The organism is Streptococcus sanguinis SK49, from assembly GCF_000212815.1.
Classification (GTDB): Bacteria; Bacillota; Bacilli; order Lactobacillales; family Streptococcaceae; genus Streptococcus; species Streptococcus sanguinis_C.
Map to the genome: position 1 here is coordinate 1063526 of NZ_GL890985.1, position 13917 is coordinate 1077442.

Consider the following 13917-nt stretch of genomic DNA (forward strand, 5'->3'; position numbering starts at 1 on the left):
CTTTTTATTATATTTAAACTAGAAGATTCCCCCATTTTCTTTTACCAAAGCGGTAAATTTCGTCTTTCATTTATTAGAAGTTCTAAAAGATAATCAGAGTCAGATAATGGCTAGTGTGTGAAAGAGAGGTGGCAAGATGGTTAAGCTAAAAGGTCTCAGGCAGATCAATCCCTATGTAGCAGGGCAGCAGCCCAATGAGCCAGACATGATTAAGCTCAATACCAATGAAAATGCTTATGGGCCAAGTCCTAAGGTGGCAGAGGCCCTGCAGAACTTTGATACCCAGGAGTTGCGCAAGTATTCCAGTTTGGATCAGGCAGAGCTCTGTCAGGCTTTGGCGACAAACTTGGGTGTATCGTCTGACCAGCTCATTATCGGCAACGGGAGTGATGACATCTTGTCCATAGCTTTCCTAGCTTTCTTTAACAGCGGCGAGTCGGTCTTATTTCCGGACTTGACCTATGGTTTTTACAAGGTTTGGGCGGACCTCTACCATGTGCCTTTTCGAGAAATTCCTCTGACAGATGATTTTGAGGTCCATCCCTCCGATTATTTTGGAGATAATGGCGGCATTATCCTAGCCAATCCCAATGCTCCAACGGGGATTTATCTGCCGCTGGATCAGCTGGAGGAAATTCTGGCGTCCAATCAGGATGTGGTCGTGGTGGTGGATGAGGCCTATATTCACTTTGGCGGTCAATCTGCCCTGCCTCTGCTAGACACCTATCCCAACCTCTTTATCACGCGGACCTTTTCCAAGGATGCGGCTTTGGCTGGTCTGCGGGTAGGCTACGGCATCGGCCATCCAGACTTAATAGCTGTCATGAAAGCTATTAAGGACTCCATCAATCCTTACTCAGTGGATATGTTAGCAGAGCGCTTAGCCCTTGCGGCAGTGGAAGATTGGGATTATTATCGGGAAACTGGCAGAGCCATTCAAGAGACCCGAGATTGGTTTGCTGGGGAATTGGCTGCGCTGGATTTCCAAGTCCTGCCTAGTCAGACCAACTTTGTCCTAGCCCAGCCTAGTGGAATTTCTGCAGCAGAGCTTTTCCAGCAGCTAGAGGAGCGTCGGATTTATGTGCGGTATTTTCCAAAAGCAGAGCGAATCAAAGACTTTCTGCGTATCTCTATCGGACGGCGAGAGGAGATGGAAACAGTCCTGGCAGCTATCAAGGACATTTGCAGCAGCTGAGAGTTTGACTCGGAGCCAACCAATGTAAGAATAGAGTAAGAAAGGAAAGCAGCCTATGAATAAAATCACCCTTCCGATTGGCATGCATGACAAGCTTTTCAAGAGGGCGCGTGTGACTTACGAGATTGAGCGGGCCATCAGCGATTTCCTGATGGATCAGGGCTTTAATCGGATTGACACACCAACTTTGGAGCATTTTGAGGTCTTCAGTGACCATGTGGAGCTCCATCATTATCATCTTTTTGATAAAAAAGGCGAGTTGCTGGTGCTGAGACCAGATGTGACCAGCCAGATTGGTCGGGTTATTGCTTCGACTAGGGTGCACACGCCGACTAAGTTTTCCTATTCAGGCAAGGTCTTTCACTATCAAGAAGAGCTGCGCGGTCTTGCCAATGAGCTCAGTCAAGCTGGTATTGAGATTATCGGCTATCCAGCTCGAGAGGCGGTGCTTGAGGCTATCAAGACAGCCAAGCAGTCGCTGGATTTGGCGCAGGTTAAGTCTTATCAGTTCGAGTTTTCCCATGCAGCAATCCTGCAGACAATTCTAGAGAGTCTGGCTTTGGATTCGCAGGAGGAGGCCCAGCTGCTTGATTATATTCGCAAGAAAAATAGGACGGGACTCTTTGAATTCACCCAGACCAGTCCTAGTGAATTTGATGATTTTTTGCAGGAGCTGCCCTATTTGTTTGGTCCTAGCCAACAGGTTTTAGCTAGGGCTAGAGAGATAGTTGACAACGAGCGGATATTGACGGCTCTAGATGATATAGAGCAGGTTCTGCAGAGCCTATCAGGCTTGCTGGAACAGACAACTATGGACTTGGGGCAGGTAGCGGCCATGCCTTACTATACTGGATTGACTTTCAAGGTCTTTGGCGACCGAGTGCCAGATGCCTTTCTATCAGGTGGTCGCTATGACCAGCTTTTCAAGCGCTTCGGGGCAGCAGAGCTGACAGCTATCGGCTGGTCCCTAGACATTGACAGTGTCTATCAGGCCATTCATGATGACCTGCCTGACGAGGGCGGAAAGGAAGGTGATGGCAGATGAGTCAGATTACCATTGCCCTGACCAAGGGGCGGATTGAGGAAGATACGGTCAAGCTCTTGACCCAGGCTGGCTTTGATATGTCCTTCATGGCAGACAAGGGGCGCAGCTTGATTTTCGAAAGTTCAGACAGCTGTTTTCGCTTTCTCTTGGTCAAAGGGCCTGACGTGACAACCTATGTGCGCCATGGAGTTGCTGATCTAGGAATTGTCGGCAAGGATATTCTCTTTGAGCATCCGACCGGCTATCTGGAGCTGCTGGATCTGAACTTTGGGCTTTGTAAATTTTCACTGGCCTCGGTGCCCAGCTATGACCCTCATGATCACAAGCGCAAGCGGATTGCGACCAAGTACCCAACGGTAGCGACTGATTATTTTAATCAAAAGGGGGAAGATGTGGAAATCATCTCCATCCAAGGAAGTGTGGAGATTTCACCGGTGCTGGGTCTGGCGGATGCCATTGTCGATATTGTGGAGACAGGGCATACCCTGTCAGCTAACGGCCTGCTGGTTTTTGAAGACATTTGCCGAGTATCAGCCCGGCTCATTGCCAATCAGGCTTCCCTGAAAAATAACCCGGATATCATGCCTTTTGTGGCAAAGATTGAATCCCTAGTAGGAAGAAGAGAGGTGGCTTTTAAATGACAATTATCAAACGTTTAAGCGGAAGTAACGAAGAAATTTCACAGATTTTATATGAAGAGCAGCTGCAGCTCAGCCAGCAAAACTTAGATGTGGAAGAAGCAGTTGCTGAGATTATTGAAACGGTCAAACAAGACGGTGACCAAGCTTTAAGAGACTATACCATGCTCTTTGATAAGGTTGAGGTGGCAGACTTTGAGATTGGGCAGGAGCTGATTGACCAAGCTTTTGAGGAGATTGATCCAGAGGTCTTGGCCGCCCTGAAAAATGCCCAAGCCAATATCGAATCCTACCACCGCCAGCAGTTGGAGACTGGTTTTGAGGACAGTCCCAGCAAGGGTGTTGTCCGTGGTCAGTTGATTCGGCCGATTGAGCGGGTCGGTACCTATGTACCTGGCGGCACCGCAGCCTATCCGTCCTCCGTCCTCATGAATGTTATCCCAGCTAAGATTGCCGGTGTCAAGGAAATCATCATGATTACACCGCCCCAGGAGCATTTTACCCCAGCGATTTTGGTCGCCGCCAAGCTGGCTGGTGTGGATCGGATTTTCCGAATTGGTGGAGCCCAAGGTGTAGCAGCCCTGGCTTATGGAACTGAGACCATTCCCAAGGTAGATAAGATAACGGGACCGGGAAATATCTTTGTGGCTACGGCCAAAAAGATGGTCTATGGCATCGTGGGGATTGACATGATTGCTGGGCCTTCGGAGATTGGGGTCATTGCGGATCGTTCAGCCAGTCCCGTCTATGTGGCAGCTGACCTCCTGTCGCAAGCCGAGCACGACAAGCTGGCTCGGGCTATTCTGGTGACCGACTCGGAGGAGCTGGCGGACCAAGTGGAAGCAGAGCTGGACAGACAGCTGAAAGAGCTACCGCGGGAGGAAATCGCGCGTGCTTCGATTGAGAACAACGGCCGCATCATCCTTGCACCTTCCAAGGAAGCTATGTTTGAGCTCATGAATCAGGTGGCACCTGAGCATTTGGAAATTGCCATGGATGATGCTTACAGCTATCTGGATCAGGTTGAAAATGCTGGTTCTGTCTTTCTGGGGCACTATACCAGCGAGCCGATTGGTGACTACTATGCGGGAGCCAATCACGTTTTGCCGACTACCAGCACCAGCCGCTTTTCATCAGCTCTGGGAGTATATGACTTCATCAAGCGCATCCAGTACACCCAGTACAGCCGTGCTGCTGTAGGGGCGGCTGACAAGGATATTACCAGTCTGGCCTATGCAGAAGGCCTGCAGGGACATGCTAAGGCCATCGAAGCCCGCAGACAGGAAAAATAAAAGGAGTTGCCATGAGACAAGCTGAAATCAAGCGTAAAACACAGGAGACCGATATTGAACTGGCTGTCAATCTTGACCAACAGGAGCCGGTAGCTATCAAGACCGGTGTCGGATTCTTTGACCATATGCTGACCCTTTTTGCCCGCCACAGTCGGATTTCTCTGACGGTCAAGGCTGAAGGCGACCTTTGGGTGGACAGCCACCATACGGTTGAGGATGTGGGCATCGTATTAGGACAGACTCTGCGTCAGGCTTTGGGAGACAAGGCCGGCATCAACCGCTACGGTACTAGCTTTGTACCCATGGATGAAACACTAGGCATGGCCAGTCTGGACCTATCCGGTCGCTCCTATCTGGTCTTTGAGGCTGATTTTGATAATCCCAAGCTAGGGAATTTTGATACCGAGCTGGTGGAGGAATTTTTCCAAGCCCTAGCCTTTAATCTGCAGATGAATCTGCACCTGAAAATCCTTCATGGCAAGAACAGTCACCATAAGGCGGAAAGCCTCTTTAAAGCGACTGGCCGAGCTCTACGGGAGGCTATTACGATAAATCCAGAGATTCATGGAGTCAACTCCACCAAGGGCTTGCTCTAGCTTGTCCTTCTGAGTGAAAGGAGTTGATGTAGAGATGATGATTGTTATTGATTATGACGCGGGAAATACTGCCAATGTTCTCCGTGCTCTGGCTCAGGTCGGAGTAGAAGCGCGCCTGTCAGCTGATCTGCAGGAAATTCTGGACGCAGATGGTTTGATTTTACCAGGTGTCGGTGCTTTTCCTACTGCCATGCAGGAGTTGGAAAGTCGAGGGCTGGTGTCAGTTATCCAGCAGGCTGTGGCCGATGGTAAGCCTCTCTTGGGCATTTGCTTAGGCATGCAGCTCCTGCTGGAGTCTGGATTGGAGAATGGTCAAAGCTCTGGGCTGGGCTTGATTCCCGGTGTTTGCCGTCGGATTCCGGACCAGGCTGGTCTGCCTGTGCCTCACATGGGCTGGAATGACTTACAAATCCAGCAGTCGTCTGCTTTGACAGCTGGTCTTGAGGGCCAGTCAGTCTATTTCGTCCATAGCTACTATACAGATGTTCCGGAGGAGTACTTGGATGTGACGGCTGATTATGGGCTGCCTATCCCAGCTATGATCCACCGAGGATCGGTTTTTGGCTGCCAGTTTCACCCAGAAAAGTCCGGTGCTGTTGGCCTCGGTATCCTAGAGAAGTTTAAGGAGTATGTCTATGAAAATACTGCCCGCTATTGATATCAAAGACGGCCAGGCCGTCCGCCTTTTTAAAGGGGATTTTAGTCAGAAGACGGTAGTCAATCCCGATGTTTTGGATCAAGCTCGAGTTTTCAAAGAAGCCGGGGTTACTATGATTCATGTGGTTGACTTGGACGGAGCCTTAGAAGGTCGGGCGGCCAATCGAGATCTGATTGCCCAGATTAAAGCGGAGACTGGTCTAGATATCCAAGTCGGGGGCGGCATCCGCAGTCTGGAGCAGATTGAAGATTACCTGGCGGTTGGCATTGACCGTGTCATTATTGGCTCTATGGCGGTTAAGAATCCTGAATTTGTTGAGGCTGCGCTGGAGCGCTTTGGAAGCAGCAAAATCGTGATTGGCATTGATGCGAAAGAGGGGCTGGTTGCGACTGAGGGTTGGCTGGAAACCAGCAATCAGGACTATATCAGTCTGGCGCTGGCCATGGAAAAAATCGGCGTCCGTCTCTTTGTTTATACAGATGTGGACCGAGACGGGACTCTGACTGGCCCCAATATCCAGCATTATCAAAAATTGCTGGCGTCCCTCAAGCATGCTCAAGTCATTTCCTCTGGTGGTATCCAGTCAGCGGATGACTTAGATGAACTGAAAAAACTGGGCTTGGCTGGTGCCATTGTGGGTAAGGCCTACTATAGTGGACGAATTAGCCTAGAGCAGATTAAGGAAGCAGAAAGGGGATAGACATGCTGAAAAAACGAATCATTCCCTGTCTGGATGTCAAGGACGGTCGGGTGGTCAAGGGTATCAACTTTGTCAATCTGACTGATGTGGGCGATCCAGTTGATGCGGCCAAGGCTTACTATGAAGCCGGCTGCGATGAGTTGGTCTTCCTGGACATCACAGCCACTCATGAAGAGCGGGACACGACAGTCTTGATGGTCCGGCGCGTGGCAGAGCAGGTTTTCATTCCCTTTACCGTCGGGGGCGGCATTCGCACGGTTGAGGACATGAAGCGGATGCTGCAGGCTGGGGCAGATAAGGTTGCGGTTAATTCCTCAGCTCTGGCAAATCCTCAGCTTTTAGCTGACTGTGCTGAGAAATTCGGCAGTCAATGCGTGGTGCTGGCTGTGGATGCTAAGAAAGAAGCGGATGGCAGCTGGCATGTCTATCTGGCTGGTGGCCGCAAGGACAGCGGTCGCGACCTGTTAGACTGGGTTCAAGAAGCTGTCAGTCTTGGAGCGGGGGAAATTCTTCTAACCAGTATGGACAAGGACGGGACCAAGTCTGGTTTTGACTTGCCAATGCTGGAATCCGTCTCCCAAGTGGTTTCCGTTCCTATCATTGCCTCTGGTGGTGCTGGCTCTAGCCAGCATATCCTAGAAGTTTTTGAAAAGACTGCAGCGACAGGTGCTTTGGCCGCTTCGATTTTCCATTATGGTCAGGTCTCCATCGCAGAGACCAAAAAAGCCATGCTGGAAGCCGGATTGGAGGTACGCATCTGATGACAGAAGTGAAGTTAGACTTTCAAAAGCAAGGCGGTCTTATGCCTGCCATTATCCTAGACCACACCAGCAAAGAAGTCCTCATGCTAGCCTATCTCAATGAAGAAGCCTACCAGCTGACCCGCACCAGCGGTCAGATGTGGTACTGGAGTAGGTCACGTCAAGAACTTTGGAATAAGGGAGCCACCAGTGGCCACTACCAGACTGTCAAAAAAATCAAAGCTGACTGCGACCTAGATACCCTGCTGATCGAGGTAGACCAGCTGGGAGCTGCCTGCCACACCGGTGCTAAATCCTGCTTTTTTCATACAATCTGGGATGAAGAAGACAGCAAAACTGACTAAAAGCTTCCTTGCTTTACTTTAGTACTTGGTTAATGCAAGAATAAAACTAAGAAGTCAGTATCGAGATTCCGGCCTGCCATTGGAAAGAATTGTATTTTATAGTAAAATAAGGACAGTAACAAGGAGATACTATGCTAGAAACTCTCTATCAAGAAGCCCTCAAGCGCAAAAAAGAACCCAAGGAAGGCTCCTATACCAGCTATCTCTATGACAAGGGGATGGATAAAATTCTCAAAAAAGTCGGTGAAGAAGCGACAGAAGTGGTCATTGCGGCTAAAAATGCTGACAAGGACGAGATGGCCAATGAAACAGCTGATCTGCTCTACCATCTGGCGGTCGCTCTCGTCGAGACTGGCGTCAGTCTGAAAGAGGTAGAAGCCGTCCTCCAGGCTCGTCAGGGCAAGCAGAGTCGGATTCACGACCGACCTGAAATTGACCAATACTAAAGTGACACAAGATTTGCAGAAAGGCGGTCCAGCATGCGCGACAACCATCTTCATACCTATTTTTCCTATGATTCTGAGGCAGATTTCTGTGACTATCTGGACCATTATGAGGGCGAGATTGTCACCACCGAGCACTATGATTTGTCCAATCCCTACCCCTATGAAGCGACCTCGCCCCACGATGATGTGCCTGACTATGCGGCCTATTCAGCAAAAATAGCAGAGCTGAACCAGCAATATGGCAACCGCATCAAAAAGGGCATTGAAATTGGCTATTACGCTCCGCGTAAGGCCGATATCCTAGCTTTCCTAGCGGACAAGGATTATGACCTCAAGCTCCTGTCTGTCCACCACAATGGCAGCTTTGACTATCTGGAAGAGCCAGTCCTGCAGCTGGACAAGATGGAGCTGATTCCCTCCTACCTGAGAGAGTTAGAAGAGGCTATTGAGGCTGTGCCAGCAGATGTACTAGCTCACTTTGACTATGGTTTCCGAAAATTTGCGCTTACCGTAGAGGACTTAAAAACTTTTGAACCAGAGCTGCGACAGCTTTTTCAAAAGATGATTGACCATGGTCTGGCCTTTGAGCTTAACTGCAAGTCCATGTATCTATATGGTCACGAGGAACTTTATATCTACGCTCTTTATCTAGTTAAGGAGCTGGGCGGCCAGCGCTTTTCAGTGGGATCAGACGGCCACAAGCTGGAGCATTTTAGATTGCAATTTGACCGAGTTTCCAAAATCTTAACAGAGGCTGGAATAGGCGAAGAGCAGTTGATCTAGAAGGAGAAGTCATGGCCGAGATTAGGCCCTTAAAATCAGAGGAAATCCCGCTCTTAGAGGAATTTCTTTACCAAGCTATTTTTATTCCCCAAGGTCTAGCGCCGCTTTCTAGAAGCATCCTGAAAGAGCCAGATTTAGAGATGTATATCAAGGACTTTGGCAAGCAGCCAGATGATTGGGCTTTAGCAGCAGAAGTGGACGGCCTGCTGGACTTGCTCAAGGCCAAAGGCTACCCAAGTGTCTCCCTTTCCGTTTCCAAAGACAATCCTGCCGTTCGCTTTTATCAAAGACTGGGCTTTGTCACGGTTGAAGAGAGGGAAGATAACTATTTGATGCTGTGCCGATTGTAATAAGAAAAGAAAACTCATGAAACTAGAACGATTAATTTATATTCTACTAGCCCTTTTGAATAAAAGGCAGATAACAGCTAAAGAAATTGCTGAACGTTTTGAAATATCTACTCGTACCGTATATCGAGATATGGATACGCTCAGCTTAGCTGGAATCCCTATCTACTCAGAACGCGGAGATAAGGGTGGCTTTTATATACCGGATGACTACAAGATGGACAGCAGCTTTTTCACAGAAGAAGAAAAGCAGTTTATCATCAATATGAGCCAAAATGTTGGCAAAATTGTTGGACATCCTAGTTTTGATAATATTGAGCATAAGCTTGTTTCTCAAGAAGCGGCCGATAAGGTTAATCCTTTTTACTTCGATCTTACTTCGTGGTCTCTCAATACAAATTATTTACTTGAAATTGAGCAGGCTATACAAAGAGGGAAGAAAGTTTCCTTTTCTTATTTTTCTAAAAAACAAGAACAAAGCCAGCGAACGATTCTTCCTTATCGTCTGATTTTTAAACTAAATGCTTGGTATGTTATCGGCTACTGTTTAGAAAAGTTAGATTTTCGTTTTTTCAAACTCAGCAGGATTCGTGATTTGCAGCAAGTAGAAGAGGGTATCGAAGCTGGAGATTACCCTCTTTTATCTCAAGAAAAGCTAGATCTTTTTCTAAATCCATCCAAAGATAAAGTTGAAGGCAGTAAAGAAGAAGTGGAGTTGATTTTCACAGAATCTGCGCTTCCAAAAATTTATGATCATTTCACAGAAGAAGAAATCACTGTTGAGCAAACCAGAATAAAGGTCCATGCTTTCAGAGCATTGACACCGGCCTTTTTTGAATTGATTTTAAGTTTTGCTCATCAAGTAAAAGTCATATCACCAAAAAAACTGCAGGGAAAATTAATTCATACTCTTCAAAAAAATCTTCAGCAATATGACAGACTGTAGTCATATTGCTTTTTGTATAATCTTAAATGGCTTGAAGAACTCATTGTTTGAGTGTTTGCCTATATTATTTTTGGAGGTTCCAAATGGATACAAGAACATTAGCAGAAAGCTATTTTACCGCAGTCAATAAAGGTGGCTGGGAAGATTTCGTGGCTGAATATTTTGATTATGGAATGTGCGACAGTCAGGAGATCAGGCAAGGGCGTGATGTTTATCTGCAAGGTGCAGGTCAATTCTATGCTTTAAGTCAGTATCTTGAAGTGAAGAAGTTATTTGTAGAGGGACGAGAAGTAGCCGCTTTAAATCGCTATCGCCTGCAGTCGCCACACGGAAAAGAACTAGAATTGGATGTCGCAGAATTTTTAAAATTTGACGAATCAGACAAGTTAATTGCATCCACTATTTACTTTGATACTCATCGTTTCCAAGAGTTTATGCAAGGGAGATAAGCATGTAGAAAAGTCACCGATGGTGGCTTTTTTCAGTAACCAATAACTTCTACAAATGATTTATCGTATTATTTGTAAGTTTTCTTGCCAAGTGGTAAAATAAAGCCGAAATAAAATATGTTCTCCTAGAGCAATCTAATCGATTAGGAACAATGAATTTGACTGTTCTTCGTAGTCATATAAAGGAGTTGATTTTATGACTAATACTAGGCGAGCAGTGCTAGCACTGAGCTTGGGTGTTTTGTTATTGATAGCAGCGGGAATTCTACTGCAGGTTCATTTTTGGCGAATGATTATTTTGCTAGGTCTATTCTTTTTTGCTGAAGCATTTATCATCTGGTACTCTGGAAGTAAGTCTAAGTCGCAGATCAGTGGCGGGCAAAGCCTTGAATTCTTCTGGCTTTATATCAAACGCTTGAAAATTTTTTATATCACAATTATGTGTGTCGCAATTCCTTTCGTTTCTCTGTCTTCCAATCCTGCTTTCGATTTGTTTTTTGTGCTTGAGTTGTTAGTATTCTTGCTCTTAAGCAATTATATCTTTAGCTCTCATGGCATTCAACCGCCCAAGAAAGAGAGAGCTTTTAAAGTCTAATAGCTTTATTTGCAGCAGTCGATTTAACTGCTGTTTTTTCAAAAAATAAAAAACCTGGAAAAAATCCAGGCTTTTTAGTGAAATGTGCAGGCTTAGTGTGCTACACGTTTGCGAGCTGCTTTTTTACGGTTTTCTTCGATGAAAGCCGCTTTTTGTTCTTCAGGTTCGATGACTTTTTTCTTAACTGCATATACTGCGCCTGCCACAGCAGCAACAGTAGCTGCAACTCCTGTAAGAACGCCTTTTCCAAATCCTTTAGCCATGTGATTTCTCCTTTTCTGAACTTTTATTATTTATGTTATAATTAATAGTAACGAAAAATCAAAATTTTTTCAAGGAAAAAAGATGAAAACCAAGATAATTGTGATAGTGGGGCCTACGGCGGTCGGAAAAACGGCTCTGAGTATCGAGGTAGCCAAGCGCTTCAATGGCCAAATCATCAGCGGTGACAGCCAGCAGGTCTATCGTGGCTTGGATATTGGTACGGCCAAGATTCGTCCTGAAGAGCAGGAGGGCATTCCCCATCATCTGCTGGATGTGCGGGAGGTTGGAGAAAGCTACTCGGCCTATGATTTTGTGACTGAGGCGGCTCAGGCTATTCGCGAGATTGCGGCTCAAGGTCAGCTGCCCATCATTTGCGGTGGCACAGGGCTCTATATCCAGAGCTTGCTCGAGGGCTATCATCTGGGCGGCTCCGTTCCTCACGAGGAGATTCTGGCCTATCGGGCGCAGCTGGACAGTTGGTCAGATGAGGATTTATTTGAAAAAATAGCAGAGCTTGGTATCGAGATTCCACAGATAAATAGACGTAGGGCTATGAGGGCGCTAGAGATTGATCAGTTAGGTGGTCAACTAGAAAACAATCAACCAGACTATGAAGCCCTGCTGATTTGTCTAGATGATGAGCGGGAGCGACTTTATGAGCGAATCAATCAGCGAGTAGACCTGATGATAGAAGCTGGACTTTTGGAAGAAGCCCGCTGGCTGTTTGAGAAAGCTCCTACCAGTCAAGCCAGCAAGGGTATCGGCTACAAGGAACTTTTCCCCTACTTTGAAGGTCAGATGAGCCTAGAAGAGGCAGTGGACAAGCTCAAGCAGAATACCCGCCGTTTCGCCAAGCGCCAGCTGACTTGGTTTCGCAACCGGATGTCCGTGACTTTTTATCAGGTGGGAAATCCAGACTATAAGAATCAGGTCATGGAGGATATCAGGAAGTTTTTGTACAAGTAACTGGCTGACCAAGTCTTAGTAAGGATATGAGATGATAGAAACAGAGAAAAAAACAGAGCGTGTCTTTTTGGTCGGTGTGGAGCTAGCAGACACAGAAAATTTTGACCTATCTATGGAGGAGCTGAAAAGCCTAGCTAAGACTGCAGGGGCTGAGGTAGTCGGCTCCTATAGCCAGAAGCGGGAAAAGTATGACAGCAAGACTTTTGTCGGATCTGGCAAGTTAGAAGAAATCCGGCAGATGGTTGATGCTGAAGAGATTTCGACTGTCATTGTCAATAACCGTCTGACACCTAGGCAGAATGTCAATCTGGAGGAAAGCTTGGGGGTTAAGGTCATTGACCGTATGCAGTTGATTTTGGATATTTTTGCCATGAGGGCTAGGAGTCATGAGGGCAAGCTGCAGGTACATCTGGCCCAGCTCAAGTACCTGCTGCCTCGCTTGGTTGGGCAGGGTATTATGCTCAGCCGTCAAGCAGGTGGAATCGGCTCCCGCGGTCCTGGTGAAAGCCAACTGGAGCTCAATCGACGTAGTGTCCGCAATCAGATTCATGATATTGAGCGCCAGCTCAAGGCGGTCGAGAAAAATCGGGCTACCGTTCGTGAAAAACGGCTGGAATCCAGTATTTTCAAAATCGGTCTCATCGGTTATACCAATGCTGGCAAGTCTACGATCATGAACTGCTTGACCAGCAAGAGCCAGTATGAGGCAGACGAACTCTTTGCGACGCTAGACGCTACGACCAAGAACATCAACCTCAGTGGCCAGCTCAATGTCACTCTGACAGACACAGTTGGCTTCATTCAGGATTTGCCTACAGAGCTGGTATCTAGCTTTAAATCCACACTGGAAGAGAGTAAAAATGTCGATTTGCTGGTCCATGTTATTGACGCCAGCGACCCTCATCATGAGGAGCACGAAAAGACTGTCCTGGATATCATGAAGGAGCTGGATATGCTGGATATTCCCCGGCTGACTCTCTATAACAAAGCGGACAAGGCTGAGGATTTCACTCCGACCCTGACTCCTTATTCTTTGATTTCGGCTAAGGCGGACAATAGCAGAGCTCTTTTGCAGCAAGTCCTGCTGGAGCGGATGAAAGAGCTCTTTTTACCTTTTACCATCAAGGTAACGCCGGCTAAAGCATACAAGATTCATGATTTAGAGAAAGTCGCGATTATGGGGAATCGAGAATATATAGACGATATCGAAACCATTTCAGGTTGGATTGCCGAGAAAAACAAATGGAAACTGGAAGAATTTTATGACTGATTATATTGACCTGGCTCTGAAATACGGCGGTTTTACTAGCCTAGACAGGGTCTACTTAGAGCAAGTATTGGCTGGCCTGACAGAGGAGCAGAAGCTGAGCTTCATCACACCGCCGCCTAGCGTTATCAATGCTTACTTTGCTGAGCTTTATCAAAAGAAAAGTCCGGAAGCCGCGACAGCCTATTTTTTAGAAATCAGTCAGGCGCTGGACTTGTGGAATGCGGAGCCTAGCTTTGTAGAAAGCAAGCCTTTTGTCCGGCTCAATCTTTCTGGCAAGTCCTACGGCTTTTGCTATGAGAGTGAGGAAGTCGGCTTGGTCTTTCCTGAAAAGCCAGAGCCGGTAACAGCTGACCTGCTCTTTGAAATCGCCCAAGTCTTTCCACAGTACTTGGTCTACGAAGAAGCTGGGCGAATAAAAATGGTACCTCTCAAAGCTGAATCTCAAGTCGTGGATAGTCAGGCGCTGACTGCTTTGACCGATTGGCAGCAGCTATCGGATGGCAGCCAGAGAGTTCTTGGCTATAATCAAGATGAAGTCAGTCAGCTAGCTCAGTCCTATATTGGCAGGAAATACTACCACTCGCAGAATCGTTCTGCCATGATTTATATCATTTAGAAAGAA

At 47.0% G+C, this 13917-nt stretch carries 19 protein-coding genes; 18 read left to right on the top strand and 1 reads right to left on the bottom strand.

Features of this window, described 5'->3' with window-relative positions:
- The first annotated feature begins 136 nt into the window (after positions 1 to 136).
- The 15 genes from hisC to HMPREF9380_RS05705 all read left to right on the top strand — a co-directional run bounded on the left by hisC (position 137) and on the right by HMPREF9380_RS05705 (position 10795).
- Complete coding sequence (gene hisC, locus HMPREF9380_RS05775) at positions 137 to 1195, top strand: histidinol-phosphate transaminase (RefSeq protein ID WP_002933330.1); 1059 nt, start codon at positions 137 to 139, stop codon at positions 1193 to 1195.
- 55 nt (positions 1196 to 1250) lie between these two features.
- Positions 1251 to 2240 carry an ATP phosphoribosyltransferase regulatory subunit gene (locus HMPREF9380_RS05770; RefSeq protein ID WP_002933331.1) on the top strand — a complete coding sequence of 330 codons (990 nt, stop codon included), beginning with the start codon at positions 1251 to 1253 and terminating at the stop codon, positions 2238 to 2240.
- Complete coding sequence (hisG, locus tag HMPREF9380_RS05765) at positions 2237 to 2881, top strand: ATP phosphoribosyltransferase (RefSeq protein ID WP_002933335.1); 645 nt, start codon at positions 2237 to 2239, stop codon at positions 2879 to 2881. The genes HMPREF9380_RS05770 and hisG overlap by 4 nt, the downstream gene beginning before the upstream one ends.
- Positions 2878 to 4170, top strand: a complete 1293-nt coding sequence (gene hisD / locus HMPREF9380_RS05760; protein WP_002933336.1) for a histidinol dehydrogenase — start codon at positions 2878 to 2880, stop codon at positions 4168 to 4170. Before hisG ends, hisD begins: the two co-directional genes overlap by 4 nt.
- Positions 4171 to 4181: 11 nt before the next feature.
- On the top strand, positions 4182 to 4766 hold the full coding sequence (gene hisB / locus HMPREF9380_RS05755; RefSeq protein WP_002906292.1) for an imidazoleglycerol-phosphate dehydratase HisB: 585 nt from the start codon (positions 4182 to 4184) through the stop codon (positions 4764 to 4766).
- 34 nt (positions 4767 to 4800) lie between these two features.
- Positions 4801 to 5424, top strand: coding sequence for an imidazole glycerol phosphate synthase subunit HisH (gene hisH / locus HMPREF9380_RS05750; protein WP_032907340.1), 624 nt, complete (start codon positions 4801 to 4803; stop codon positions 5422 to 5424).
- Complete coding sequence (hisA, locus tag HMPREF9380_RS05745; protein WP_002933341.1) at positions 5402 to 6124, top strand: 1-(5-phosphoribosyl)-5-[(5-phosphoribosylamino)methylideneamino]imidazole-4-carboxamide isomerase; 723 nt, start codon at positions 5402 to 5404, stop codon at positions 6122 to 6124. The genes hisH and hisA overlap by 23 nt, the downstream gene beginning before the upstream one ends.
- 2 nt (positions 6125 to 6126) lie before the next feature.
- Positions 6127 to 6885, top strand: a complete 759-nt coding sequence (hisF, locus tag HMPREF9380_RS05740; RefSeq protein WP_002933347.1) for an imidazole glycerol phosphate synthase subunit HisF — start codon at positions 6127 to 6129, stop codon at positions 6883 to 6885.
- A complete protein-coding gene (hisI, locus tag HMPREF9380_RS05735; RefSeq protein ID WP_002933349.1) occupies positions 6885 to 7229 on the top strand; it encodes a phosphoribosyl-AMP cyclohydrolase in 345 nt (114 codons plus the stop codon). The genes hisF and hisI overlap by 1 nt, the downstream gene beginning before the upstream one ends.
- Positions 7230 to 7360: 131 nt before the next feature.
- On the top strand, positions 7361 to 7675 hold the full coding sequence (gene hisE / locus HMPREF9380_RS05730) for a phosphoribosyl-ATP diphosphatase (RefSeq protein WP_002933351.1): 315 nt from the start codon (positions 7361 to 7363) through the stop codon (positions 7673 to 7675).
- 33 nt (positions 7676 to 7708) lie between these two features.
- Positions 7709 to 8458 (top strand): PHP domain-containing protein, encoded by a 750-nt coding sequence (locus HMPREF9380_RS05725; RefSeq protein WP_002933353.1) that lies wholly within the window; start codon positions 7709 to 7711, stop codon positions 8456 to 8458.
- Positions 8459 to 8469: 11 nt separating this feature from the next.
- Positions 8470 to 8808: a GNAT family N-acetyltransferase gene (locus HMPREF9380_RS05720; protein WP_002933354.1), complete on the top strand. Its 339-nt coding sequence runs from the start codon at positions 8470 to 8472 to the stop codon at positions 8806 to 8808.
- Between the two features lie 16 nt (positions 8809 to 8824).
- Positions 8825 to 9751, top strand: coding sequence for a helix-turn-helix transcriptional regulator (locus HMPREF9380_RS05715; protein ID WP_002933355.1), 927 nt, complete (start codon positions 8825 to 8827; stop codon positions 9749 to 9751).
- Positions 9752 to 9834: 83 nt separating this feature from the next.
- On the top strand, positions 9835 to 10200 hold the full coding sequence (locus HMPREF9380_RS05710) for a nuclear transport factor 2 family protein (protein WP_002933356.1): 366 nt from the start codon (positions 9835 to 9837) through the stop codon (positions 10198 to 10200).
- Positions 10201 to 10396: 196 nt separating this feature from the next.
- Positions 10397 to 10795, top strand: coding sequence for a hypothetical protein (locus tag HMPREF9380_RS05705; protein ID WP_002933357.1), 399 nt, complete (start codon positions 10397 to 10399; stop codon positions 10793 to 10795).
- A gap of 92 nt (positions 10796 to 10887) precedes the next feature.
- Here HMPREF9380_RS05705 and HMPREF9380_RS11475 read toward each other — a convergent pair whose 3' ends face one another.
- Positions 10888 to 11058 carry a DUF3042 family protein gene (locus HMPREF9380_RS11475; protein ID WP_002895160.1) on the bottom strand — a complete coding sequence of 57 codons (171 nt, stop codon included), beginning with the start codon at positions 11056 to 11058 and terminating at the stop codon, positions 10888 to 10890.
- A gap of 82 nt (positions 11059 to 11140) precedes the next feature.
- Here HMPREF9380_RS11475 and miaA point away from each other — a divergent pair, with 82 nt between their 5' ends.
- The 3 genes from miaA to HMPREF9380_RS05690 are packed head-to-tail and all read left to right on the top strand — an operon-like array spanning position 11141 to position 13911.
- Positions 11141 to 12025 (top strand): tRNA (adenosine(37)-N6)-dimethylallyltransferase MiaA, encoded by an 885-nt coding sequence (gene miaA, locus HMPREF9380_RS05700; protein ID WP_002933358.1) that lies wholly within the window; start codon positions 11141 to 11143, stop codon positions 12023 to 12025.
- 31 nt (positions 12026 to 12056) lie between these two features.
- Positions 12057 to 13295, top strand: coding sequence for a GTPase HflX (gene hflX / locus HMPREF9380_RS05695; RefSeq protein WP_002933359.1), 1239 nt, complete (start codon positions 12057 to 12059; stop codon positions 13293 to 13295).
- A complete protein-coding gene (locus HMPREF9380_RS05690; protein WP_002933360.1) occupies positions 13288 to 13911 on the top strand; it encodes a hypothetical protein in 624 nt (207 codons plus the stop codon). The genes hflX and HMPREF9380_RS05690 overlap by 8 nt, the downstream gene beginning before the upstream one ends.
- The last annotated feature ends 6 nt before the right edge of the window (positions 13912 to 13917 follow it).

Bases quoted from the DNA above. Each gene is read 5' to 3' on its own strand.
- hisC (WP_002933330.1), top strand. From the start codon at position 137: ATGGTTAAGCTAAAAGGTCTCAGGCAGATCAATCCCTATGTAGCAGGG.
- HMPREF9380_RS05770 (WP_002933331.1), top strand. From the start codon at position 1,251: ATGAATAAAATCACCCTTCCGATTGGCATGCATGACAAGCTTTTCAAG.
- hisG (WP_002933335.1), top strand. From the start codon at position 2,237: ATGAGTCAGATTACCATTGCCCTGACCAAGGGGCGGATTGAGGAAGAT.
- hisD (WP_002933336.1), top strand. From the start codon at position 2,878: ATGACAATTATCAAACGTTTAAGCGGAAGTAACGAAGAAATTTCACAG.
- hisB (WP_002906292.1), top strand. From the start codon at position 4,182: ATGAGACAAGCTGAAATCAAGCGTAAAACACAGGAGACCGATATTGAA.
- hisH (WP_032907340.1), top strand. From the start codon at position 4,801: ATGATGATTGTTATTGATTATGACGCGGGAAATACTGCCAATGTTCTC.
- hisA (WP_002933341.1), top strand. From the start codon at position 5,402: ATGAAAATACTGCCCGCTATTGATATCAAAGACGGCCAGGCCGTCCGC.
- hisF (WP_002933347.1), top strand. From the start codon at position 6,127: ATGCTGAAAAAACGAATCATTCCCTGTCTGGATGTCAAGGACGGTCGG.
- hisI (WP_002933349.1), top strand. From the start codon at position 6,885: ATGACAGAAGTGAAGTTAGACTTTCAAAAGCAAGGCGGTCTTATGCCT.
- hisE (WP_002933351.1), top strand. From the start codon at position 7,361: ATGCTAGAAACTCTCTATCAAGAAGCCCTCAAGCGCAAAAAAGAACCC.
- HMPREF9380_RS05725 (WP_002933353.1), top strand. From the start codon at position 7,709: ATGCGCGACAACCATCTTCATACCTATTTTTCCTATGATTCTGAGGCA.
- HMPREF9380_RS05720 (WP_002933354.1), top strand. From the start codon at position 8,470: ATGGCCGAGATTAGGCCCTTAAAATCAGAGGAAATCCCGCTCTTAGAG.
- HMPREF9380_RS05715 (WP_002933355.1), top strand. From the start codon at position 8,825: ATGAAACTAGAACGATTAATTTATATTCTACTAGCCCTTTTGAATAAA.
- HMPREF9380_RS05710 (WP_002933356.1), top strand. From the start codon at position 9,835: ATGGATACAAGAACATTAGCAGAAAGCTATTTTACCGCAGTCAATAAA.
- HMPREF9380_RS05705 (WP_002933357.1), top strand. From the start codon at position 10,397: ATGACTAATACTAGGCGAGCAGTGCTAGCACTGAGCTTGGGTGTTTTG.
- HMPREF9380_RS11475 (WP_002895160.1), bottom strand. From the start codon at position 11,058: ATGGCTAAAGGATTTGGAAAAGGCGTTCTTACAGGAGTTGCAGCTACT.
- miaA (WP_002933358.1), top strand. From the start codon at position 11,141: ATGAAAACCAAGATAATTGTGATAGTGGGGCCTACGGCGGTCGGAAAA.
- hflX (WP_002933359.1), top strand. From the start codon at position 12,057: ATGATAGAAACAGAGAAAAAAACAGAGCGTGTCTTTTTGGTCGGTGTG.
- HMPREF9380_RS05690 (WP_002933360.1), top strand. From the start codon at position 13,288: ATGACTGATTATATTGACCTGGCTCTGAAATACGGCGGTTTTACTAGC.